Source organism: Shewanella sp. SP1S1-7 (genome assembly GCF_031932105.1).
Classification (GTDB): Bacteria; Pseudomonadota; Gammaproteobacteria; order Enterobacterales; family Shewanellaceae; genus Shewanella; species Shewanella baltica.
Window position 1 is genome coordinate 51,070 of sequence record NZ_JAUOEU010000002.1, and the last position, 22,947, is coordinate 74,016.

General features: G+C 44.5%; 27 protein-coding genes. 15 read left to right on the plus strand and 12 right to left on the minus strand.

Features of this window, described 5'->3' with window-relative positions:
• Positions 1-42: 42 nt before the first annotated feature.
• From Q4Q49_RS01945 to Q4Q49_RS01955, 3 genes are all read right to left on the minus strand, one after another.
• Entirely contained in the window at positions 43-345 is a 303-nt protein-coding gene (locus Q4Q49_RS01945; RefSeq protein WP_006082493.1) for a hypothetical protein, read from the minus strand.
• 125 nt (positions 346-470) lie between these two features.
• The gene (locus tag Q4Q49_RS01950) at positions 471-680 is read right to left on the minus strand and encodes a DUF3820 family protein (RefSeq protein WP_006082494.1); all 210 of its coding nucleotides are present in this window, start codon (positions 678-680) and stop codon (positions 471-473) included.
• A 161-nt stretch (positions 681-841) separates the two neighbouring features.
• Positions 842-1,312 (minus strand): GNAT family N-acetyltransferase, encoded by a 471-nt coding sequence (locus tag Q4Q49_RS01955; protein WP_006082495.1) that lies wholly within the window; start codon positions 1,310-1,312, stop codon positions 842-844.
• A 528-nt stretch (positions 1,313-1,840) separates the two neighbouring features.
• On the opposite strand from Q4Q49_RS01955, the gene Q4Q49_RS01960 reads away from it, so the two are divergent.
• From Q4Q49_RS01960 to Q4Q49_RS01985, 6 genes are all read left to right on the plus strand, one after another.
• On the plus strand, positions 1,841-2,683 hold the full coding sequence (locus Q4Q49_RS01960; RefSeq protein ID WP_311998499.1) for an AAA family ATPase: 843 nt from the start codon (positions 1,841-1,843) through the stop codon (positions 2,681-2,683).
• Positions 2,643-3,110: a CopG family transcriptional regulator gene (locus Q4Q49_RS01965; RefSeq protein WP_311998500.1), complete on the plus strand. Its 468-nt coding sequence runs from the start codon at positions 2,643-2,645 to the stop codon at positions 3,108-3,110. Before Q4Q49_RS01960 ends, Q4Q49_RS01965 begins: the two co-directional genes overlap by 41 nt.
• Before the next feature lie 250 nt (positions 3,111-3,360).
• Positions 3,361-4,764, plus strand: a complete 1,404-nt coding sequence (locus Q4Q49_RS01970; protein WP_106649945.1) for an ABC transporter substrate-binding protein — start codon at positions 3,361-3,363, stop codon at positions 4,762-4,764.
• Entirely contained in the window at positions 4,751-6,490 is a 1,740-nt protein-coding gene (locus Q4Q49_RS01975) for a GGDEF domain-containing protein (RefSeq protein WP_311889325.1), read from the plus strand. The genes Q4Q49_RS01970 and Q4Q49_RS01975 overlap by 14 nt, the downstream gene beginning before the upstream one ends.
• Before the next feature lie 134 nt (positions 6,491-6,624).
• Positions 6,625-7,449: a zinc-dependent peptidase gene (locus Q4Q49_RS01980; RefSeq protein WP_311998501.1), complete on the plus strand. Its 825-nt coding sequence runs from the start codon at positions 6,625-6,627 to the stop codon at positions 7,447-7,449.
• Between the two features lie 24 nt (positions 7,450-7,473).
• Positions 7,474-8,088, plus strand: coding sequence for a nuclear transport factor 2 family protein (locus Q4Q49_RS01985; RefSeq protein ID WP_311998502.1), 615 nt, complete (start codon positions 7,474-7,476; stop codon positions 8,086-8,088).
• Positions 8,089-8,232: 144 nt separating this feature from the next.
• On the opposite strand, the gene Q4Q49_RS01990 is transcribed toward Q4Q49_RS01985, so the two are convergent.
• The 3 genes from Q4Q49_RS01990 to Q4Q49_RS02000 form a co-directional block, all read right to left on the minus strand.
• Positions 8,233-9,708 (minus strand): HDOD domain-containing protein, encoded by a 1,476-nt coding sequence (locus Q4Q49_RS01990; RefSeq protein WP_311898826.1) that lies wholly within the window; start codon positions 9,706-9,708, stop codon positions 8,233-8,235.
• A gap of 191 nt (positions 9,709-9,899) precedes the next feature.
• Positions 9,900-10,913 carry a low-specificity L-threonine aldolase gene (gene ltaE, locus Q4Q49_RS01995; protein ID WP_311898827.1) on the minus strand — a complete coding sequence of 338 codons (1,014 nt, stop codon included), beginning with the start codon at positions 10,911-10,913 and terminating at the stop codon, positions 9,900-9,902.
• A 61-nt stretch (positions 10,914-10,974) separates the two neighbouring features.
• Positions 10,975-11,193, minus strand: coding sequence for a hypothetical protein (locus Q4Q49_RS02000; protein ID WP_126492442.1), 219 nt, complete (start codon positions 11,191-11,193; stop codon positions 10,975-10,977).
• Positions 11,194-11,257: 64 nt separating this feature from the next.
• On the opposite strand from Q4Q49_RS02000, the gene Q4Q49_RS02005 reads away from it, so the two are divergent.
• The 3 genes from Q4Q49_RS02005 to tpx all read left to right on the plus strand — a co-directional run bounded on the left by Q4Q49_RS02005 (position 11,258) and on the right by tpx (position 13,425).
• Positions 11,258-11,848: an OmpA family protein gene (locus Q4Q49_RS02005; protein WP_311898828.1), complete on the plus strand. Its 591-nt coding sequence runs from the start codon at positions 11,258-11,260 to the stop codon at positions 11,846-11,848.
• 32 nt (positions 11,849-11,880) lie between these two features.
• Complete coding sequence (locus Q4Q49_RS02010; protein ID WP_311998503.1) at positions 11,881-12,708, plus strand: mechanosensitive ion channel domain-containing protein; 828 nt, start codon at positions 11,881-11,883, stop codon at positions 12,706-12,708.
• A gap of 123 nt (positions 12,709-12,831) precedes the next feature.
• Entirely contained in the window at positions 12,832-13,425 is a 594-nt protein-coding gene (tpx, locus tag Q4Q49_RS02015) for a thiol peroxidase (RefSeq protein ID WP_311898830.1), read from the plus strand.
• A 74-nt stretch (positions 13,426-13,499) separates the two neighbouring features.
• Here the strand turns inward: tpx and Q4Q49_RS02020 are convergent, their stop codons facing one another.
• Both Q4Q49_RS02020 and Q4Q49_RS02025 read right to left on the minus strand, forming a co-directional pair.
• Positions 13,500-14,141 carry a trimeric intracellular cation channel family protein gene (locus tag Q4Q49_RS02020; protein ID WP_006082508.1) on the minus strand — a complete coding sequence of 214 codons (642 nt, stop codon included), beginning with the start codon at positions 14,139-14,141 and terminating at the stop codon, positions 13,500-13,502.
• A 361-nt stretch (positions 14,142-14,502) separates the two neighbouring features.
• On the minus strand, positions 14,503-15,063 hold the full coding sequence (locus Q4Q49_RS02025; protein ID WP_006082509.1) for a DUF4136 domain-containing protein: 561 nt from the start codon (positions 15,061-15,063) through the stop codon (positions 14,503-14,505).
• Positions 15,064-15,241: 178 nt separating this feature from the next.
• Between Q4Q49_RS02025 and Q4Q49_RS02030 the strand changes: the two genes are divergently transcribed.
• The 4 genes from Q4Q49_RS02030 (at position 15,242) to ruvX (ending at position 17,152) form a co-directional block, all read left to right on the plus strand.
• Positions 15,242-15,559 carry a hypothetical protein gene (locus Q4Q49_RS02030; protein ID WP_311898831.1) on the plus strand — a complete coding sequence of 106 codons (318 nt, stop codon included), beginning with the start codon at positions 15,242-15,244 and terminating at the stop codon, positions 15,557-15,559.
• A 178-nt stretch (positions 15,560-15,737) separates the two neighbouring features.
• Entirely contained in the window at positions 15,738-16,067 is a 330-nt protein-coding gene (gene yciH / locus Q4Q49_RS02035; RefSeq protein WP_219253466.1) for a stress response translation initiation inhibitor YciH, read from the plus strand.
• A 66-nt stretch (positions 16,068-16,133) separates the two neighbouring features.
• Positions 16,134-16,697: a YqgE/AlgH family protein gene (locus Q4Q49_RS02040; RefSeq protein ID WP_006082512.1), complete on the plus strand. Its 564-nt coding sequence runs from the start codon at positions 16,134-16,136 to the stop codon at positions 16,695-16,697.
• A gap of 29 nt (positions 16,698-16,726) precedes the next feature.
• On the plus strand, positions 16,727-17,152 hold the full coding sequence (gene ruvX / locus Q4Q49_RS02045; RefSeq protein ID WP_006082513.1) for a Holliday junction resolvase RuvX: 426 nt from the start codon (positions 16,727-16,729) through the stop codon (positions 17,150-17,152).
• Positions 17,153-17,237: 85 nt separating this feature from the next.
• Here ruvX and hemH read toward each other — a convergent pair whose 3' ends face one another.
• The 4 genes from hemH to Q4Q49_RS02065 form a co-directional block, all read right to left on the minus strand.
• The gene (gene hemH, locus Q4Q49_RS02050) at positions 17,238-18,251 is read right to left on the minus strand and encodes a ferrochelatase (protein WP_006085703.1); all 1,014 of its coding nucleotides are present in this window, start codon (positions 18,249-18,251) and stop codon (positions 17,238-17,240) included.
• A 32-nt stretch (positions 18,252-18,283) separates the two neighbouring features.
• On the minus strand, positions 18,284-18,823 hold the full coding sequence (locus Q4Q49_RS02055; protein ID WP_259573462.1) for a glutathione peroxidase: 540 nt from the start codon (positions 18,821-18,823) through the stop codon (positions 18,284-18,286).
• Between the two features lie 187 nt (positions 18,824-19,010).
• On the minus strand, positions 19,011-20,123 hold the full coding sequence (locus Q4Q49_RS02060) for a PilT/PilU family type 4a pilus ATPase (protein WP_311998627.1): 1,113 nt from the start codon (positions 20,121-20,123) through the stop codon (positions 19,011-19,013).
• Positions 20,124-20,132: 9 nt separating this feature from the next.
• Complete coding sequence (locus tag Q4Q49_RS02065; RefSeq protein WP_006082517.1) at positions 20,133-21,170, minus strand: type IV pilus twitching motility protein PilT; 1,038 nt, start codon at positions 21,168-21,170, stop codon at positions 20,133-20,135.
• Between the two features lie 35 nt (positions 21,171-21,205).
• Between Q4Q49_RS02065 and Q4Q49_RS02070 the strand changes: the two genes are divergently transcribed.
• Together Q4Q49_RS02070 and proC are read left to right on the plus strand one after the other, a co-directional pair.
• Positions 21,206-21,904: a YggS family pyridoxal phosphate-dependent enzyme gene (locus Q4Q49_RS02070; RefSeq protein ID WP_311998504.1), complete on the plus strand. Its 699-nt coding sequence runs from the start codon at positions 21,206-21,208 to the stop codon at positions 21,902-21,904.
• 215 nt (positions 21,905-22,119) lie between these two features.
• On the plus strand, positions 22,120-22,938 hold the full coding sequence (gene proC, locus Q4Q49_RS02075) for a pyrroline-5-carboxylate reductase (protein WP_006082519.1): 819 nt from the start codon (positions 22,120-22,122) through the stop codon (positions 22,936-22,938).
• Positions 22,939-22,947: the final 9 nt, after the last annotated feature.

A 22,947-nucleotide genomic window follows, 5' to 3' on the forward strand; every position in this document is an offset into this window, starting at 1 on the left:
CGTTGGATTAAAGAGGCGCACAGGTTAGCGCACTCGTCACTGTTACTTCTTATCGATTTGACCGACAAATAACAGTTTATCAAAGGTGCGGTTTAAGGTTTTGCTAGTGAATTCGTTCATCCACATTTGCTCAACCACAGCCACTTTATCGCCTTTACTCACTTCAGTTTGAGGACCTGCAGCCCAAAAAGTGGTGTCAGCTTCTTTAATCTGTACGTAGGTGTAACCACCACCGTTCATCGTATCAACAACAGTACCTTCGTGGGTGACACCCTGAGCCCAAGCACTTGACATGCCTAACGCTAAAGTCGCTACCGCCGCTAATTTTACCCATTTTGCCATCATGCCTGCGTTCCTTTTGTTTTGCTAATATGCTGCATTAAAGCACGCTAAAAACAATAAATCGCTAATCTCTATCACGAAATACAACACTTATCGCAAAAGCAGTATTTTTCTTCAAAGAGGGGAACTCATTTCAACAGCGGTTTTAGCATGCCTTCTAAACCATTAAGCTTGATTTCGTACATTAGGGCTAATTGCTCACCGAGTTTTCCCTGGGGGAAACCTTGCTTATGGAACCACACCAAATAAGGTTCGGGTAATTCGAGTAACTTACGTCCAGCGTACTTACCAAAGGGCATTTTTTGATTTACAGCGTCGATGAGTAGTTGCTGATCCATAAATTGTTATCTCGTGCAGGTTCATCCCGATAATCCCACGGATGCTACAACATAAGCCAATCAATGTCGCCGTTAGCTTATACAAAAACGCACACAAAAGTGACCCGACGCCCAAAGGCCAAGTTGGCATCATCGACGCACAAAATGCTCCACGCAGAACCCTAAGCGACAATCTTTAATAGATTTGGCCCTAAGTTAGCGCATGGCGCATATTGAAAACCATATTCACTGCATAAACGCTCAGACTCGCCATGGGCGGTAATACTGATACAAGTCCCAGAACTTGCGTGTCCATCGACAAAGTCCATCACTCGCTCAAGCATGATCTTCGCCAGTCCATAGGATTGGTATTCAGGCAACACGATAAAATCCTCAATGGCCAAATGCCCAGGCTTATTGCCGTAAACACACGCCGTTGCTAATAGATTAGACTTAGCGACTCCCGCGCCAGCATGCTCCATTTCAGCATTGTCACTCAATCGGATAGAGACCCAAAACAGTGCCTGCACATCCGCAAGCTCAACGCCGATAGAAGGGCGGCCCACAGTGCTACGCAAATTGAGGAGTTCATGGAATAACGGTGCGGTTTCAACGAGTTCAAACTTAATAGGCATAATAGTTTTGATATCCATTTGGCATCCCTTCTCTCATGGTTGAAATTTCAAGCGATTTAGACGGCAGTCTATAGAGATGATAAAGCCAGCATTTGGCAGTTTGATGACAAGCACCGCGCCAAACAAGACCACTTTCGACTGAGAAGCCGATTCTTTACACAGATTTGTTAATAACATTTAGCAATATAAAATTAACATTTATACCGATAGAGAAATAAAAAAAACAGAATTCACATCCTGTGCATAGCCATCGATTACAACAAACAAGCTTGCAACTTGATACCACTCAAATTAAACCTTTTAAAAATAAAAACTTAAAAATATCACTCACAAATTATTCCTCAACTATTACTTGTCAAATTAACGGCACGTGACCAGATACTGACAAAAAACCATTGCTGACAATTTAATCAAAAACCGTCAAAAATCAGCCAATTGACCGAGATTAACATAAGGTTTACATTCGATTTAGAGCACAAAAACGGTGTAGCTCCAAACTCATCAACTCGCTGCCCAAGGGTCATCAAAAGAATTAAGGAATGCGTCATGATAGTGTTAATCGGCGGAGAAAAAGGCGGCAGCGGTAAAAGTTGCTTAGCCCAAAACATAGCAGTTTTTCTAACCACAGAATGCAATGCCTCGGTCATCATGGTGGACTGCGATCCCCAACGCACCACATCAGATTGGATCCAGGCGAGAAACAACAATCCCAAACTGGCCAGCATTAATTGTGTGCAGCTTTACGGCAAGATCCGTAATGACTTGCTCAGTCTTGAACAACATTATGATGTCGTCATAGTCGACTGTGGTGGTCAAGATAACTTAGCGCTACGTGCAACCATGTCTGTCGCCGCTTACATTTTAATGCCCTTAAGACCTAAGCGTCGCGATTTGAAAACCGTTAGCCACATGGACGATATCGTCGCGACTTGTAAGATGATAAATCCAAAGCTACAGGCTTCATTTGTGATTACCCAATGCCCAAGTTTACCGAATCAAGCTAACCGAATTTTAGAAGCCAAAGAAGTCTGTAAAACCTATGATATCAACGTCCTTGATGCAATAACCTACTGCCGTAATGTGTATGATGACAGCGAAGAGTCAGGACTATCAGTGATTGAAATCGACCCTAGCGGAAAGGCCGCAGAAGAAATCCGTACTATTGCCTGTGAATTGTTCCAAGTCGATTGCGCCGCGAGTTTAGAAGACAACCTACACCCTGCAAAGCTTGCTCAGAGTACTGGTAAGGGTCAGATGCACAATGGTTTGATAAATAATAGTTTGGTCAATAATGGCTTGCACCATCAAGCTCAACCCACTCACCTTACCACTCAACAAAGGGGGCAAAATGGGACTCAGCGACCTCAAGAAAAACGCTATGCCATCTAGCAACATACAGCCGTCGCTTTCGTTAGATGAGTTTATTGAGGCAGCCAACTTATATGCAATGGGACAAAGCCTAAATAAGACAAAAAGCAGTCATTTCGCTTTTGAAGCAGCGACGACGAACGCTAAAACCGCTGACCAAACGTTCACTAACATAACAACTGACACTGGGCTGAATCATTCCAATGTACTGATCTTGCATAAACAGAGCTTAGGGACAGAAGTCTTATCGCCAGCAAAAGTAGAGGCAAAAACTCACTATCGCAAGGCAACCTTTTCACTCAGCGAAGTGGCCATAGGCCAGCTCGCGACCTTGTCGCAAGACAGCACGCTCTCCAAATCGAAACTGCTCCGATTCTTGATTGAACAACATTACGAGCTGCCCATTGCCCTGAGGCAATTACGAGAACAACAGCGCCAAAACCGTTAACACTTCGCAATACTCCCACCCTTTTCCGGTAACTCAGCTAAGCTCGGGTTATCGGCTTTTTTACTCAAGAACAAAAAACTAAAATATAAACCACAATATAATCGCGGCATAAGTGCTGATCCCACCTATCCTTAAATGTACAGAATGATGAATAAGTGTTATTTATTAACAGTGAATCAGTAACGTTAAGGTGTATTTTTTGCGAAAGCCAAACCAACTTATCTGTCTATGTTTTAGCGCTGCGTTTCTAATGCCCTGCTATGCTGAGTTTTCATTGGCACAAATCCCGCCGCTCACGAACAAAGCGCCCATCACCTTAGTCGCAGAAAAGGGATTTTGGACCGACTATTTAACGCAAGAAATGTTGCCTAAATTCACTGAAAAAACCGGTGTAAAAGTGCAAGTGATCAGCACCGAACTCGATAGTATGTTTAATTTGCAGACCCAAGATTTACTCCAAGGTTCAGGCAAATACGACTTGCTGACGATGGAAGCTGGCTGGGCAAAAGAATGGGCAGCAAATGGCTACACAGTCCCTTTAGTCGAACTCGCAAAACTCTACGATCCCGACGGTGAAAAGGCCATGGAGAAATACCTAGAACCCTATTACCCATCGCTACTGAACATCTTATCCTACCATGGAGAAATCCATGCTATTCCCTACAATAACTATGTGATGGGTAATCATTACCGAGCCGACCTCTTCGATAATAACACTGAAAAAACACATTTTCAGAGCCAGTTCGGTTACCCGCTCGCACCAGCAAAAACCTTAACCGAGTTACGGGATCAAGCCCAGTTTTTCACTCGTAAAGCGGGCACTATGTTGGCGGATAAAATGTTAACCCACGACTTTTATGGCTTGGCGCTAATGTCGGGTGATAAGCCACATATTAACGATGAATTTTCCAGCATGATCTGGAGCTTAGGCGGCGCTTGGATGCAGCCAATTTATAATGAACAAAAAAAGATCAGTCATTTTGAGGTGCCGACTATCAACCATGAGGCCATCAAAGCCGCTAAGCTTTATCGCGAATTAATGCCCTATGCCGTACCTGCTAACGAGCAATTTGCCTTCAATGAGGCTGCCAATGCAATCGCCACAGGGCAAGCGGCAATGTGGCCTTTCGCTTACAATAATTTGTGGCATAAATCCTTCAAAGTTGAGCAAAATATTCCCGGCGCACGCCTTGCTGTGAGTCAAGTACCCGGCGGTTATCCCTATAACGGCGCCTATGCTTTTGCCGTGAGTTATGACAGCAAAAATCCCCAAGCGGCCTATTGGCTCATCAAATATATGGGCACCTATGAGGCGCAACACGCTTATGCCTTGGGCGGCGGTAACCCCTGTCGTATGGATGTTGTGACCGCCAACGAATTTAAAAGTGAATCATTAAGGACCATAGCGGGCGCATTCGAAGCAAGCCATATCGCGAATATGTTTTGGTCAACTAAGGTGTTAGAACTTGGGCATTTTACCAGTACAGCCATGGGACAGATTTACCCTGAACTCAGCCATGCATGTTATCGCGCTAGCCGCATGCCAGCTGACAGCGAGGATATTTTTATTAAATTAAGTGCAGAGATAAAACACCTCCAAAATACCTATGGAGAGGTACCTGCGATTGACAAGAAAACTAATGACAAGCACTAAGCCGCTGAAAAGCCTAAAACAAAAAATAACCTTAGCCTTCTATATCATAGTGGGCATGGCGCTGTTTAATGGTGTTGTTGCGATACTACTGTCTCAGCAACTGAAATCAGAAATTGAGCAACTGGTGGGCGTCGATGTGGTAAAAGTCACCACTGCGCTACAACTGGCAAAAAACAGTGAAAAACTCCAAATCATCACAGCGCGTCTTAATCATTATGATAATGAACAACAAAGACTTCGTCTATTGAGTGAACTCTCGGCGCAGTGGGAACGACTAATTAATGACTCCCGATTACTGACGTCCATTGAAACCTCTGCTGTCAGTAAGCAAGAATTGAATCACGCGTTAGATATTCAACTTTACTATTTACAACAGTTGCCATTACTTGGCGAGTTAACCGATTCCGCCCTTCAAGCCAATTTACAAGCGGCAAATATTCAAGCCAATTTAACTTCAATGGCATCGGGATTTACCGATGAAATGCAAACCCAATTTCACCGTATCAATGCCGATTCTGAACGTCAACTTAAGCTGAAAAATTTTGACAAGATTTCGGTGAACATCAATACCAATCAGCAATTGTCTCAATTTAGTCATTTGGGAGAACACTTATTTACCAGCCTCTCTCAAGTAAAAATTATCGACAATCTAGTTGAGCTTAACCACACCCAAAGAGAAGCGATGCGGCTACTGTTAAATATGGAGGCGATTCTCGAAGGGATTAACGGGGATACCGGTTTATATTTCAATTTGTTATCGCAAATAAAGCAGACCATGGTCGGTGAAGATAACCTATTTGAACTGTCCCGCAAGGCCATTAAAAGTACCTATATAGCCAATGCGCATTTAGAGTACCAAGCCGATGCCGCGCAAATAGTTGCGACCTATACCCAGAATCTGGTTAACCAAGTCGAAAATGAAATCCAACAAACGGGCGGCGAGCTTAAAAGTGACAGCACCGCATTTATCATATTGATTTTCTGCAGTGGCATTTTGTATTGCTTCTTCATCTGGCTCACCAGCTGGCACTTTATCACTAAGGGGATTATCAAGCCTGTGATGGCGACGCGAGATGCCATGAATGCCATCGCCCATGAAAAACTCGACACCCGTATGCCTGTCACCGATAACCTAGAGCTGCAGCAAATGGTGAGTTCATTAGAAACACTCAAAAGCTATGCGGCGCAAGTTAAAGGAATGGCGGAAACCGACGGACTAACGGGCTGCTACAACCGTCGCTATTTAGACATGCAACTCCAAAAAGAACTCGAGTATGCCAGGGATCATAATATGCCTCTGGGCATCATTTTGTTTGATATTGATAACTTTAAACAATTTAACGACAGATATGGCCATGTCGCTGGCGACCAATGCCTGCAGAAAATTGTTAACGCCGCAAAATCCCTCTTAAAACGCCCAACTGACATACTTGCCCGCTATGGTGGTGAAGAGTTTATGCTAGTGCTGCCATCGAGTCATCTCGAGGATATCTATCTATTTGCCGAACAGTTGCGTGAGAAAATCATCAGCTTAGAAATCCCCCATGAAGACTCTCCCCATTCGGGCATACTTACCATCAGCGCGGGGATTACCTGTTGGCAGCTACCGCAACTACTGGATGCGAATAGTTTAATTAATCGAGCCGATGAAGCCCTTTATCATGCCAAACTGACGGGGCGTAACCGCACCGAGGCCCTCCTCTGCCAACCCATTCACTATGCCTAACCCCCCGGTTCGTCTATCCCTTAGCCGCCAATCGCGGCAACAACCGCGCTTCTTTTTTCAGCAAAGGATTGAGTTAAGCCCTCTTCATCCCCATTAGCTAATATTAAGATAATCAGGATTAGAACAGGGAAAGTATGCTCGCTATTGTTATCACGCTTATCCTCGGAGTCGGGGCAATTGCTTGGCTACTTTCAAGTCGTTGGCGTAAAACCTTGCACCGCCGCCGGATCACGGCCAAACCTTTTCCAAAAGAATGGCGCAGCATTCTCAAAAAAAGACTGCCTTACTTCCATGCGTTACCGACAGATTTACAGCTACAGCTCAAACGGCTTATCCAAATCTTCATCGATGAAAAGGAGTTTGTTGGCTGCGATGATTTCGAGATCACCGATGAAGTGAGAGTCACTATCGCAGCACAGGCGTGCCTCCTGCTGCTCAATCGAAAAACAGACTTTTACCCCAAACTGAAACAAATTTTGGTCTATCCCGATGCCTTTATCGTTAATAATCAACATAGAGACACGAGCGGTATTGTGTGGGAACAACGCAATGTGCTGGCGGGCGAATCTTGGGAATACGGCAAAGTGGTACTCTCGTGGAAAAATACTTTAGACGGCGCCGCCGATCCCCACGATGGCAATAATGTCGTGATCCACGAGTTTGCCCATCAGCTCGATCAAGAAGACGGCCAAGCCAATGGCGCGCCGATACTGCAACATTTTGCCGATTACAGCACTTGGTCAGAAGTGCTAAGTAAAGCCTTCATCCAATTACAGCACAGCGCAAACTTTGGCATACCCTCAATATTTAATTACTATGGTGCGACGAATCCCGCTGAATTTTTTGCCGTTATTACTGAAGTCTTTTTTGAAAAGCCAGAGGATTTCTACCAACAACACCCAGACTTGTATCGGGAACTGAGCCGCTTTTATCAACTCGATCCGATAAACTGGCATTAACCCATAAAAGTAGAGGCACACTAAATGCTCAAAGACACTCATGCATTAACAGTTAAGAGTTCCAATATTAATCGCCACGTAAATGCCAGTCGTACCATTCATATTCATCGCGCCAGCTTGGGGTTACTGCTCAGTGCGTTAATGCTCGGCGGCCTTAATGTAAGCGCACAGGCACAGGACTCGCCAACACAAAGCGCTCAAACACAAGACACTCAAGTCCAAGGCGCTGCAACGACTTCGAATCCTGATCAACAAGCTGCGGCTCAGGTGTTGGATTTACTCAACCAATATTCAAGCGATGCCGATTGGGATAAGTATTTTGCCCTGTACCGAAAAGACGGCATTTTTATTGGGACGGATGCGAGTGAGCGTTGGGGAATGGCGGAGTTTGAACATTATTCCCGCCCGACAAAAGGTTGGCGCTATGATTTAACGAAGCGGCATTTAATCCAACATGGCGACGTCATATTGTTCGACGAGTTATTAAATAGCCCCGCCTATGGCGTCAGCCGAGGAACCGGTACTTTGATCAAAACCGATGGTAACTGGAAAATTGCGCAATACCACTTAAGTTTCCCAATCCCCAATGAGATAGCGAAACAGATCACTATCGAGATCAAAGCCGCAAATAAACAATAATGCCGCACTCCGCCGAATAGGGTTTCGAAAGCGTACAATTTAGAAAAAGTGCGATTTCGATAGCATCACTGATTCAAATTGTACGGTTTCAAATTGTACGCTTTCAAAAAACCAGCTTTAAGAGAAAGCAGCTAACAGCGAACGCTATCTCAAGGACACGGTAAAACACACATTCGCCAATTGGGAGAAGTGGATAAAACTTTGAAAATCCACTTCATCAAATGCCCTTTGTGAAGGACCACGATCAGCATAATAAAACCCGATCACTTTGCTGTCGATCAACAAAGGCGCCAGTAAAAAGCCCTGCCGTGACACGTGCCGAGCCTGTAATTCCTTGCACTGCTCCTGCCATTTTTTAGAGCTGGGATCGTCTACCCAAAGCGGCACCTTATGCTCCATTGCTTGATGAAATAGCCCACGTTTGTCACTCAAATCGATAATAAACTCTTGTTTTATCGCATCGGCATCAGGGCCCAATATCACCCTAGGTTGGAGCTGTTTACGGCTGGGCGATAACAACAAAACACCGCAGCGGTCAACACCCACGCCCTCAAGAATACCTTCAAGAACCGTCTGCATTATCTGATTGAAATCTGCTTTATTAATGGCAAAACCTGTCAATTCACGCAACTTAGCTAACTGAATATTCAAGTTAACTTGATAGACTGGCATATCTAACGGAATGGGAGGTAGATCGGGTTCAGCGGCGACAATACGTTTAGGATCGGGCAAATAATCGAGCAACACTTTAGCACCGTACACTTCTGCCAACTTATGGGTCGCATTCGCGCAGCGTTGCATCCGCAACAAAAACTCATTTTCTTCTAGCCCTGTAAAACTCGCCGCTTGAGTCATACGCTTTGCTAACTCCAGCTTATCGAGAACGGGTTGCGATAAAATGTCGCAGAGCTTATCGGCAAGAAAAATAGCCCGAATATCTGGCCGCTGGTCCTCTGGATAATTCAACGCTTGGATCAGCAACTCTCCCAATCCCCAATTGCGGGCAATACTCTGGGTGAGCTGCAAAAAAGAAGCACCAAGGGCTTCGCGGGTAGCACTTCTCTCTTCGGCGGGCGTTTCACATTGGCTGAGTGTTAAGTCTAATTCTTCGGTAAATTCGCCCCCAATACTCCAAAAAGCGCTCTCGCCGATGTGATACAACAAAGAGGCAATAAAGGCTTCCTCCTGCATCTCCTCGTCATGATGACTCAACATCATCCGCGCCATCATAGCCGCTTGAAATGCTTTGGCCATCAATTTAATTAACCTTTGATAGACATTGGGCGCGAGATTTTTACTCTCCAACAAGCTTGAAAGTAACTTAGCTGTGATACAGATATTTCGAACCGCATCGAAACCCAGCACTATGGCGGCGCGGCTAACGGTGGAGATTTGGCTACTCCCCTTATGATAAATAGCACTATTGGCAACTCGAAGAATACGAGAGGTTAAGGCGTTATCGTGCATCACGCTACGCCCAAGTAATGCGAGAGAGGAAACGTCATCCTTGGCGAGCTTTTCTAGCGATTTAACAGTCGAACACAGTGCGGGCATTTCTAATTCACTGATCCGATTTGTCCAATAATCGACCCCTTTATTAGTATTGTTATTAGGCTTCAACCCAAATTTACCTTAGCAATAAAACCTTGTTGTTTTGAGTATAGATAAGCACACATATTTCGCCCGTGGTCTAACGCTTGTTTTTACCAATCAACAGTTGATTGTTCAATAATTCAACACCTAGTTGTACCCGCAAATAAAAATGCCCGAGACAAAGCTCGGGCATTTAGAGGTTTAAAAACAAGCTGCGTTTAGGCAGTGAAGTACTGCTTAACAACACGCAACACTTTATCTATATCCTGACGGCTGACATCTTTGTGAGTCACAAGCCGAATCGTTCGCCCAGGGCTTATCAGAATGCCTTCCGCTCGACAGTGTTTTGCCAATAAATCCGCATCAACTTTAGGCGCTAATTTGGCAAATAACATATTGGTTTGTACTGCGGCTAAATCGACGTCGAACTCACTCAGCTCTGCCAACTGGTGAGCCAAATACGCCGCGTTGTCATGATCTTCACTCAGTCGTTGCACTTGCTCAGTTAAAGCAAGCTTACCTGCCGCTGCAAGTATCCCAGCTTGACGCATACCGCCACCAAGCATTTTACGCCAACGAATGGCTTTCTTAATCAAACGCTCGTCACCTAAGAGTAATGAGCCGACTGGCGCACATAACCCTTTGGACAGGCAAATCGACACAGAATCAAAGTGCGCCGTGATATCACTTATCGCGATATTCTGCGCCACCGCAGCATTAGCAACTCGCGCACCGTCTAAATGAATTTTTAATCCGCGATTAAAGGCTAATGCCTGCGCATCCGCCAAATAGCTTTGCGGGATCACTTTACCGCCAATAGTATTCTCTAAACTGAGCAAACGCGTGCGGGCAAAGTGGATATCGTCAGGCTTAATGGCGGCTTCAATATCGGCCAAGGCAATGGTGCCATCGACTTGATTCAACAAAGGTTGAGGTTGAATGCTGCCTAAGACAGCGGCACCGCCACCCTCAAATTTATAGTTATGGGCCTGCTGGCCGCACAGATACTCATCACCACGCTCACAGTGGGCCATCAAAGCCAATAAATTCGCCTGCGTACCTGAACAGGTAAATAATGCGCTTTCAAAGCCAAACATCTCTGCGGCCATATCCTGCAAACTATTTACCGTGGGATCATCACCGTAAACATCGTCACCTACTTCGGCTCTGGACATGGCTAATCGCATCGCTGCTGTTGGCTGGGTAACAGTATCACTGCGTAAATCTATCATCTCGTCCTCAACTTAAGGTTTGGTTGGCGCTTAATGGGCTCAAGACTCTAGCGCCAAAGGCTTATTTTGTATAGTTTATCATCATGCTTACTAAGCATTTTACTGACTTCAAACGTGAATACATGGGCGAAGTGATGATCTGAATATTGGCTTCAACTAATAAAAACATAAACATACTCAAGATATTGCCGATATATGTCTGTAGACGAGTCGACACGTGAATGCGTTTCACTTGGCGAAATACGCCTAAGTCGATAGAATACCGCACTAAGATGGTCATGCTACAACCATGCGATCACTTTAGTAATTTCGACTAGTACTTATCGTTCAATAGGTGATTTGTAGTGAAAAACTCCCAATCTCGATGGATTCAGCTGGTACTTTTACTATTAAGTTTAAGCCTGACATCGCAGGTATTCGCTTGGTCTGATACTGACCAAGATGGCGTGCCTGACATCAAAGATGCCTGCCCTAACACAGCGCCAGACACGCAAGTAATGGCCAATGGCTGTGTTGAAGAGGTCGAGGTGAAAGCGACTGCATCAGCAGATTGTAGTATGAGTAATCCCAATGCTGAGTTCAGCGCAGATTGTCATAATATTTCTACCGCTGTGGTGTATTTTGAATTTGCCATTGCCGAAGTTGACTTTTCGCAATGGAAAACTTTAGCCTTAGTGAAAGCATATTTAGCAGCGAATGATGTCGCACTAACCTTAGTGGGCCACACGGATATCGTTGGCACGCCTGAGTTTAATTATCAGCTGTCACTTCAGCGCGCTCAAAATGTGAAACGTATTTTGGTTGAAGATTATGGCTTTAATCCAAATCGCTTTACCGTAATGGGTAAAGGTATATCTGAACCTGCAGCGGACAACCGTTCTAGCGAAGGGCGCAGTTTAAATCGACGAGTACAATTTATCGTCAATAATAAATAGTTTTAGTTAGCGTATATTTAGGGAGTTATTCAATGGAAAACCTTGAAGGTTTATTAAAGCAAGCACCGGATCTGATTGTGACTTATGGCTTAAAAGTTTTATTTGCCATTATCATTTTCTTTGTTGGTAAATACTTTGCTGGCGTAGCGCAAAAGCTGGTTCGTAAATTACTGAACAGCCGTAAAGTTGATCCGACTGTTGTTTCATTTGTCGCAAACCTCACTTGGGCAATTGTGTTTGTTTTCGCAGTGATTGCCACCTTAGGCCAAATTGGCGTACAAACCGCATCATTGGTCGCCGTTATCGGTGCCGCTGGTTTAGCGGTGGGTTTAGCGCTACAGGGTTCTCTGTCTAACTTCGCATCGGGCGTGTTAATGGTGTTATTCCGCCCTTGCCGCGTTGGTGACTATATTGAAGCCGCTGGCATTGCCGGTACTGTTGATGAAATTACTATATTCTCAACCAAACTTCGCACACCAGACAACAAGGTTATTGTGGCGCCAAATTCATCCATCATGAATGGCACTATCACTAACTATTCGGCAATGGATACTCGCCGTATCGATTTAGTGATTGGCGTGTCTTATTCTGCCGATATCGCACTCACGAAGAAAATCTTAACTGAGATTTTAGACAACAACCAATATGTGTTAAAAGATCCATCATATACAGTTGGACTGGCTGAATTAGCGAACTCTTCAATTAATTTCGTGGTTCGCCCTTGGGTAAAAACGGCTGATTATTGGACGGCTCGTTTCCAACTGCTTGAGCAAATCAAAAATGCATTAGATGCAGCCGATATCGGTATTCCATTCCCACAAATGGATATTCATGTCAAAGAGTTGCCACTCAACAAATAACCCTAAATGAATAACAAAGGTCGGCAATTGCCGGCCTTTTTTTATGGTTCCGCGTAGCATTTTAGCGTACCTTAAAGGACAGATATTAGCGAAGGCACAGATATTCATGTGCGAGGAAATCCAATGCAAAAATACGTATCATTTATAGCCGCCAGCTGCATTTATGGCTTAGTGTTGATAAGCCCCAATGTGCTTGCCAGTGAGAAAACCCAGGTTCTTATGGGTGAAAAAACCGTCACCTTGGAAGGCAAGTTACCTAAGCTGTCGCAAATGGCGCCAGGATTCAAAGTGGTTGATGATCATTTTGCGCCAGTCATGCTGAGTGACTTTAAGGGTAAAACTGTGCTGATAAGTGCCGTACCAAGCTTAGATACGGGCGTGTGTGCACTACAGACTAAACGTTTCAACAGCGAAGTGAGCCATTTTTCTGATGACGTGGTCATGTTAACTATCAGTGCCGATTTACCCTTCGCACAAAAACGTTTCTGCAAAGTAGAAAACGTAGATAAAATCAAAGTACTATCCGATTCTGTCTGGCGTGATTTTGGTGAAAAATATGGCTTGTTGATTCAAGATTACGGCTTGCTGGCGAGGGCTATTTTCATCATAGATGCCGAAGGTAAACTCCAATACCAAGAGTTAGTTCCGAATATCACCGAGCATCCTAACTATGATGCCGCACTTGAAGCGCTGAAAACTATTCAAGCCCAGCAGTAATTTACCGCTAAAAAACAGGGCAGCCTTAGCAGCCCTTTTGTTTTACGATTGTATATCTACGATTTTTTTACGATCTAATGTGTGTGCTGATCGCCATTGGCCTGATAATCAAAGGTCGGCATAGACCAATGATAGCGCAGCGCTAACATCCGCAGGCTAAAACCAACGCTCAGACAAATAACCAGATTAATCCACTCGGTTAATTGATAGGCTTTTAAGACGATATACAAGCCTGCCGTCAGTAGTGAAATCACCGCGTAGAGTTCTTTCTTAAAAATCAAAGGCACTTGATTACACAGGATATCGCGGATAACGCCACCAAAGACGCCCGTCACCAATCCCATCACCACGGCAATCGTTGGGCTAAATCCCAGCATTAAGGTCTTCTGCGCGCCCACGATAGAGAACACAGCTAAGCCTAAGGCATCGATAGCCAAAAATAACTTAGACAGATAACGCATCACAGGGGCGATAGCAACAGTGAGCAAAGAAGCGAATGCAATCGCAATAAGGTAATTCACGTGCTCAACCCAAATTAAGGGGTAATTGCCGAGCATCATGTCCCTTAGTGTGCCGCCACCAATCGCCGTTGCGCAGCCAATGATCACTACACCAAACAAATCCATCTGCTTGCGACCCGCCGCCAGAGCGCCCGTCATAGCCTCGGCAATGATACCAATCAACCAAAGTAATCCAATAATCTGCGTCTCATGCATCTTTGCTACTACCAACAAGGTAAAGAAACAGATTCTGCCTGAGAAACCCTCAGTTCTATAATGATTTTATTTTGAATTCATCATTAGAAAAATTAATTCATCATTTCATCAATAATAGATTTCCATTACCTACAACTACAAAATAGCACTGTATAAATTGTAAACAAAATAGCCAGTTATGCGTAAAACTACTTCTCACGTCTATTTAGATACCTAAAATTTTTAATAAGTATTAATAACGTAAATTCAATCAGATGATAAATAACTGCAGATCATCTAATCGAATGGGCAAAACGCATAAAAATCAGCCACAAAAAAGCGGCCCTCAGGCCGCTTAATTTTCATTCAAACTGAGTCAGAACTACTTAGTGTCAGGCTTAGGGGGATAATTTGCCATCACACTGCCCACCGCTTGATTGATGATCTGTACTCTTTCTTCTGGGGTATTTTTGTCGCGAATGGTATCGGCAACAGAACCACGCCAGATAAGCTTAGTCGTTTTATTATCAACTAAATCAATAATCAGCGTACCAACTTCATATTCTCTCACTGTAGTTTGGGTCTGCATATTGCCGCCCCAACCCCATCCTGGACCATAGTATGGGTTGTAGCCAAAATTACTATTGAAGGTATCAACATTGATTTTCTTGTCGACTTTGGTCAGGTAGTTAACCAATACATCAGCGTCTTTCGCATCGACTAATGTCATGCCTTTACTCGCTAACTGGCTATTAACCGCTTCTCTTACTCTTTGGTCCATCAAGCCATCAAGATGATATCCGGCAGAATCGGCTTTCTGAGCAACCCAAGCATAGGTTTTATATTGGGTAAAATTGGCACTAGGATCATAGTCCCAACCAGACTTCATCGAGCTACAGGCACTTAATGCCAACACAGCTAAAGCTACAAAAATATTTTTCATCTTAATTTCCTCAGATGTTCGAACCGAACAAAGACAAGTATCAGAGATATGAATTTAGCTTACAGAGCAATCATCTGATCTACAACTCAATTGATTAAAAAGCAGCATCTCATTCAGCTTGACTTCAGCAAAACCAAAGATGATAATGATTATCAATTGAGATTAAGGGAGTAATGAAATGTACTGGTTTATTAGCGCGTTTTTGGTTGCATCAGCCATTTTCTTCCTTGCGCCAGAAAAAATCTCACTCGAGGCCAATAACGCTAAGATAAAGCGCCATTTGCCTGTCAGCTTACTGATTTTACCTCTTATTGTATTTGGCTGGTTGGTCATAGATACCGTCGCGAATGGCACTAATTATGCGACAGTCGCCGCATTCGGCTTTGTGACTACCGCCTGCTTAATTGCGTTACCTAAGCTACATAAATTTATTATGCCCAGCGCCTTACTGACCGCAGTGGCGCTGATCGTCATGGTCTTTATGCGCATGAATTAAAACGGCTGAAAACGCTCCCTTTTTCAAAAATATGCTTACTTCCCTGCAAAGAGTTAGCATTTTGTTCAGACCACTTAAGGATAATCCTCAAGTGGTCTTTTTTTACCTCCCAGAACCCCTGCAAATTTGATAAACTCAACGGGTATAAGTCATCTTTTAACACCAATGAATGAAATCTATGAAAGCAGATCCTAATGTATCCTTAGTGTACAGCACCGACAAAGGCCGTATTAATGCAGAGCCCGTCACTAAAGTGATTCCTGAATCCGACGGTATAGTCAGGATCCATAGAGACAGTAAGGGCCGCAAAGGCAAAGGCGTTTCGATAATCTCAGGCCTAGGTCTCGATGAAACCGCGTTAAAAGCAATGGCTCAGACCCTTAAAAAACAATGTGGTTGTGGTGGAACGGTTAAAGATTTCACTATTGAGGTCCAAACCGATAACCGCGAGCAATTAAAGCTATTGCTTGAGAAGCAGAACTACAAAGTTAAATTAGCTGGCGGTTAATCTCGCCCGACTTAGCAATATAGCAGCATGCTAGATCAACTTAGCCACATCGAACGGAGTAGTTTAATGGAGAGTCTGCAGAACCATTTCTTAATTGCCATGCCTTCACTGCACGATACGTTTTTTGAACGCTCAGTCATCTATATCTGTGAACATGATGCCAAAGGCGCCATGGGACTGGTGATCAATAAACCGCTCGGTATCGAAGTTAATTCGCTATTAGAACAAATGGATTTACCAGCTGAACAAGTCTCCACCGATTTAGCGTTCAATGCCAACGTCATGATGGGCGGACCCGTTTCCCAAGATCGTGGCTTCGTACTGCATACCTCTCAGCCCTATTGGGCCAACAGCACAGATCTGGGTTGTGGTTTAATGCTAACCACCTCACGCGATGTGTTAACCGCGATTGGAAGCAACAGATCGCCAGAGAAATTCCTCGTCGCCTTAGGATATGCTGGATGGAGCAAAGATCAGCTCGAACAAGAGCTTGCCGATAATTCTTGGCTAACGATTCCAGCAACCAATGCACTCTTGTTTGACATTAAACACGAAGACCGTTGGCCACAGGCCAGCCGAGCTCTTGGATTTGATGCTTGGCAGGTTTCAGCTCAAGCGGGTCACGCTTAAGCCTATTTCTTAATATAAGTCAGCACACTATGAATTCGAAAACCGTATTAGGCTTTGATTTTGGCACTAAAAGTATTGGTGTGGCTATAGGCCAAGAAATCACCGCTAGCGCCACGCCATTATTGTCAATCAAAGCCGTCGATGGGATCCCCAACTGGGATCAGATAGGCGATTTAATCAAAGAGTGGCAACCCGACCTAGTGGTTGTTGGTCTGCCCTTAAACATGGATGGCACTGAGCAAGATATGACCCACAGGGCGCGTAAATTTGCGAACCGTATCAATGCTAAGTTCAAAGTCAAAATAGCCACTCAAGATGAGCGATTAACCACTACCGATGCTAAGGCAAGATTATTCGAGTTAGGCGGATTCAAGGCGCTCACCAAAGGCCAAGTCGATGCTGTGTCTGCCGTACTGATTATTGAAAGCTACTTCGAAAATAACTTCAGCAAGTAATGCTACAATAAAAAACCATATATAAAGAAAAGGATAAGTTGCCTTATCCTTTTCAGTTTTATGTTTAACCCGATAAATTACCGGATCAAAAATGTGGCTTCACTAAGTTGGCCATCATAGTAATGTGCGCATCATCATCGTTTAGTGCAGCAATGTAACGGAACTTCTCACCACCCGCCTCGGCAAAGAGATGACCATTCTCACCAACAATTTCTTCCAGCGTTTCTAAACAATCGGCGCTAAAAGCCGGGCAAACGATAGCAATATCGCGCACGCCTTGTTGCGGCAACGCTTTCAAAGTCGCATCGGTATAAGGTTGTAGCCATTTAGCTTTACCAAAACGCGATTGGAATGTCATTACAAACTCATCTTTGCCTAACCCAAGCTTTTCGGTAACCAGTCGAGTCGTTTTCATGCAGAAGCAATAATACGGATCGCCTAAATGCAAATTACGCTCAGGCATACCATGGTAAGACAACACCAATTTTTGCGGTTTACCATGGGCTTCAAAATCAGCCGTGATCGAACTGGCTAAAGCATTAATAAAATCAGCATTATCATGATAAGTATTAATAAAATGCAACGATGGAATATAGCGCCATTTAGACAACTCTGCCGCAATAGCATCAAAAGCAGAACCCGTAGTTGGCGCCGCATATTGGGGATACAGAGGTAACACCACGATTTTATCAATGCCATTTTGATGCATAGTTTGCAAGGTACTGGCAACCGATGGACTGCCATAACGCATTGCTAAATGGACAGAAACATCATGGTTATCGGCGTTAAGTTTATCCGCTAACTTCGCCGTTTGACGCAAACTAATGTCCATTAACGGTGAGCCGGCCGCTGTCCATACCTTCTGGTATAACGCCGCCGATTTTGCAGGGCGTACCCGCAAAATGATCCCGTGTAAAATCATCATCCACACTAATTTAGGGATTTCGACTACGCGGGGATCTGCTAAGAACTCAGCAAGATAACGCCTAACAGCCGATGCTGTGGGTGCATCTGGCGTGCCTAAATTTAATAACAGCACGCCCACTTTGCCGCGCTGTCCGTGTCCAACTTCTTTGGATAAGCCTGAAAATTTAGCCAAAACAGCCTCTTAATTAATAAATACTTATAAAATTAAAGTACAGATTCTATTGCTTGCTTAAGCTCTTCGCTATCTGGCTTCACTTTAGAATTGAACTGTTGCACAACCGCGCCATCGCCGCTAACGACATACTTATAAAAATTCCACTTAGGCGCACCGGTTTTTTCGGCTAAGTATTTAAATACGCTATTGGCGTCACTGCCACGCACAGCTGAAGTCGACAGCATAGTGAAAGTGACACCGTAATTGATGTAACACACCTTAGCCGTGTCTTTCTCATCATTTTCTTCTTGGAAAAAATCATCTGATGGGAAACCAATAACCACTAAGCCTTTGTCTTTATAGTTTTCATGCAATGCTTCGAGCGCTTTAAACTGCGGGGTATAACCACAGTTACTCGCAGTGTTAACAATCAACACTGGCTTTCCCTGAGTCAATTCACACAGATTAACTGTCTCATCAGAATGTAATTTTCGTACTTCAAGGTTCAAATACTCGGGACAAGTGGCCGCCATAGCGCCAACACTCATCAAGCTCGCTGTCATAGCGAATATCATAGGTAATTTTTTCATTGCTTTCTCCTTTACCGGTACATTACGCAAACGTACTAGGTAAAGATCATATTGAATTAAAAAATAAAAGCTATGGTTAACGACCGCATAGCGATGAAGTAAAACCGATTGAGCTGAACGAAAATCTAACGACACCAACAAAAAGCAGCCCATAAAGAGCTGCTTAACCTAGAACCTGACTCTCGCGTTAGTCCATGTCTAAGGTGACACCTTCCATAAAGCCTGAGCCCGTGGATTCTTTATTCTGCAACTTAATCATCAAACGTAAATCGTTAGGCGAATCAGCATGATGCAGCGCATCGGCGTAACTAATCTCGCCATCAATATAAAGTTTGAGCAAGGCCTGATCGAACGTCTGCATGCCCTGCTCGTTGGATTTGGCCATGGTTTCTTTGAGCAAGTGCAGCTCGTTTTTCGCAATTAAACTTGCCACCCTTGGGGTGTTAATCAAGACTTCAATCGCGGCGCGGCGCCCTGTGCCATCGACTTTTGGGATCAATTGCTGAGCCACAATACCGCGCAAATTCAATGACAAATCGAACAACAATTGCTGATGTTTACTCTCAGGCACGAGGTGCATAATGCGGTCTAATGCTTGGTTGGCGTTGTTGGCATGCAAGGTTGCCATACAGAGGTGGCCTGTTTCTGCAAACGACAGGGCGAACTCCATCGTCTCTTGGGTACGAATTTCACCAATCAAGATCACATCGGGTGCTTGGCGAAGGGAGCTTTTTAGCGCCGCATCGAAAGACTCAGTATCTATGCCCACTTCACGCTGGGTGATAATGCTTTTTCTGTGGTCGTGAACAAATTCGACTGGATCTTCAATCGTGAGAATATGACCACGAGCATGACCATTACGATATCCCACCAAGGCCGCCAGAGATGTTGACTTACCTGTACCCGTTCCGCCCACCATAATAATGAGACCACGTTTACTCATCACCAGATCTTTCAGAATGGGTGGCAGTTTTAAATCATCGACGTCAGGGATTTTAGTTTCGATACGACGCATCACACAGCCTGGCGATTCACGCTGCCAAAAGGCGCTCACCCGAAAACGACCTAAATCCTTTGCAGCAAAAGCAAAGTTACACTCACGAGTTGAATGAAACTCTTGTTTCTGCGCTTCGGTCATTAAGGATTCAACAAAATCCAGTGATTGTACCGGAGTAAAGGCACTTTCGGCCAAGGGACGCAATTCACCGTCAATCTTGGCACTTGGCGGAAAGCCTGCTGTGATAAACAAGTCGGAGGCTTTGCGCTCAACGATCACTTTTAAAAACGGAAGAACATCCATCATAAATCCTTAAAATGTCGCTTGTTTATTCGAACTCTTCGCCATTGCATCTTCACGGGTGATAAGACCGCGATTGACTAAATTCTGTAAACATTGCTCTAAGGTCTGCATTCCGTGGGCCATACCGGTTTGAATCGCCGAATACATCTGCGCCACTTTGTCTTCACGAATAAGGTTACGAATAGCGGGAGTGCCCATCATGATTTCATGGGCGGCGACACGGCCTCCGCCTACCTTTTTAATCAGGGTTTGCGAAATAACCGCTTGTAGCGATTCCGACAACATAGTGCGCACCATGTCTTTTTCACCGGCGGGGAATACGTCGACCACACGGTCAATGGTTTTCGCGGCGGAGGTGGTATGCAAGGTACCAAACACTAAGTGGCCCGTTTCTGCGGCGGTCATCGCCAAACGAATGGTTTCAAGGTCACGCATCTCACCGACTAAAATCACGTCCGGATCTTCACGTAGTGCGCTTCTAAGCGCCGCATTAAAGCTGTGGGTATGGCGGTGAACTTCACGCTGGTTAATCAAACATTGCTTATTTTGGTGAACGAATTCGATAGGATCTTCAATGGTTAAGATGTGATCGTGTCGATTTTCGTTAACGTAATCCACCATAGCGGCAAGTGTGGTACTCTTACCTGAACCTGTTGGCCCAGTCACTAGGACTAATCCCCGAGGGAAACTGGCGATTTTTTTAAAAATCTCCGGCGCACCTAATTGCTCAAGTGACAAGATGTCGCTAGGAATGGTACGAAATACGGCCGCAGCACCACGGGATTGATTGAATGCGTTAACACGAAAACGTGCAAGATTAGGGACTTCGAACGAGAAATCGATTTCTAAATGTTCTTCGTAGTCCTTGCGCTGCTTATCATTCATTATGTCGTACACTAGGCTGTGTACGCCTTGGTGATCGAGCGCGGGCAGGTTAATTTTTCTCACTTCACCGTCGACACGGATCATGGGAGATATCCCTGCAGAAAGGTGTAGATCCGAGGCTTTGTGTTTTACACTAAATGCCAATAACTCAGTGATTTCCATCGTTTGGGATATCCTTGCAACTAGATAATTACATCATGACAACAATAGCAGACAGACTCGCAATCGCCCAGCGCAGGATCGCACAAGCGGCGCAAAAATGTGCACGCCAACCTAGCAGTATTCGCTTACTTGCCGTCAGCAAGACCAAACCTATTGAAGACATTATAGCAGCCTATCAAGCGGGTCAGCGTTGCTTTGGCGAAAACTATGTCCAAGAAGGCGCGGAGAAAATTACCGCACTAAAGGGGGATTTTCCGGACATTGAATGGCACTTTATCGGGCCACTCCAATCCAACAAAACCAGCATAGTCGCCCAGCATTTCGATTGGATGCACACTGTCTCGCGCGACAAAATTGCCCAACGTCTCAATGAACAACGTCCAACTGAATTAGCGCCATTAAACATCTGCATTCAAATTAATATCAGTGCTGAAGACACAAAATCTGGCATAGATGCGGCGCAAATGCTGCCACTGGCCGAGCTAATCGCTCAGCTGCCTAATCTCGCACTGAGAGGCCTAATGGCAATCCCAACGGCTACCGCAGATACTGAGTTACAGCTTAAAGAGTTTTCTATGTTAAACAATCTATTTCAAGAACTTAAATCGCATTACCCTAGTGTAGACACGCTTTCCATGGGGATGAGTAATGACCTAGATGCAGCGATTAGCTGCGGTTCAACTATGGTGCGCATTGGCAGTGCCATTTTTGGTGAGCGAAATTACGCTGCGTAAACTCACTCGAGGCATGAAGTTCGAGGTCAGTGTGTGGGCTTGACCTTGTTTTTAGCGCTTTATGCCCAAATACTGTATTAAAGATCACGACATTTAAGTTCAATTAGCGAGAGTCAACTAATCTGGCTCTGACATTCAAATGACTAACCGTTTTATCATCTTGATTTAAGGTGAGTCTGTTACAAATTAACGGTTAACACACTGAAGAGAATCAAATGGATCAACAGAAAATCTGCTTTATCGGTGCTGGCAACATGACGCGCAGCATCATCAGTGGCCTAGTTCATAGCGGCTATCCTGCTCAACTCATCCAAGCGACCAATCCTAGCCAAGGTAAACTCGACGCACTAAAAGCCGATTTAGGGATTTTGGTTTCTCAAGATAATTTAGCCGCAGCGCAAGCTGCCGATGTCATAGTGCTGTCGGTAAAACCGCAATTAATGCAGCAAGTGTGTGAAGCATTACAAACTGTCGATATGTCGCAAAAGTTAGTCATCACTATCGCTGCAGGCATTAAAGCAAAGCGTTATACCGATTATCTGGCGCAAGATATTAAGCTTATTCGCGCTATGCCCAATACACCGATGCAGATTAGTGTGGGTATGACAGGCCTCTATGCGCCTCAGGCTATTTCTACCGAGCAAAAAGCCATTTGCGATCGTTTGATGTCTAGCGGCGGCGAAATTGTGTGGGTTAATGAAGAGTCAGAATTAGATCAAGTGATTGCACTATCGGGCAGTTCACCGGCTTATTTCTTTTTGCTAATGGAGTCTATGATAGATGCAGGCAAAGAAATGGGAATGGATGAAGACAAAGCCAGAACTTTAGTGCAGCAAGCAGCGCTCGGCGCTGCTATGATGGCAAAGCAAAATCCACAACTGACCTTAGGTAATCTAAGGGAGAATGTCACCTCAAAGGGCGGTACCACAGCACAGGCGCTGGCGACATTTGAAGCTGCGGATATGCGTGGTTTAGTAAAAAAAGCCATGGAAAACTGCATTAAACGTGCAGAAGAAATGGCTAAGACATTTTAATTTCCACTA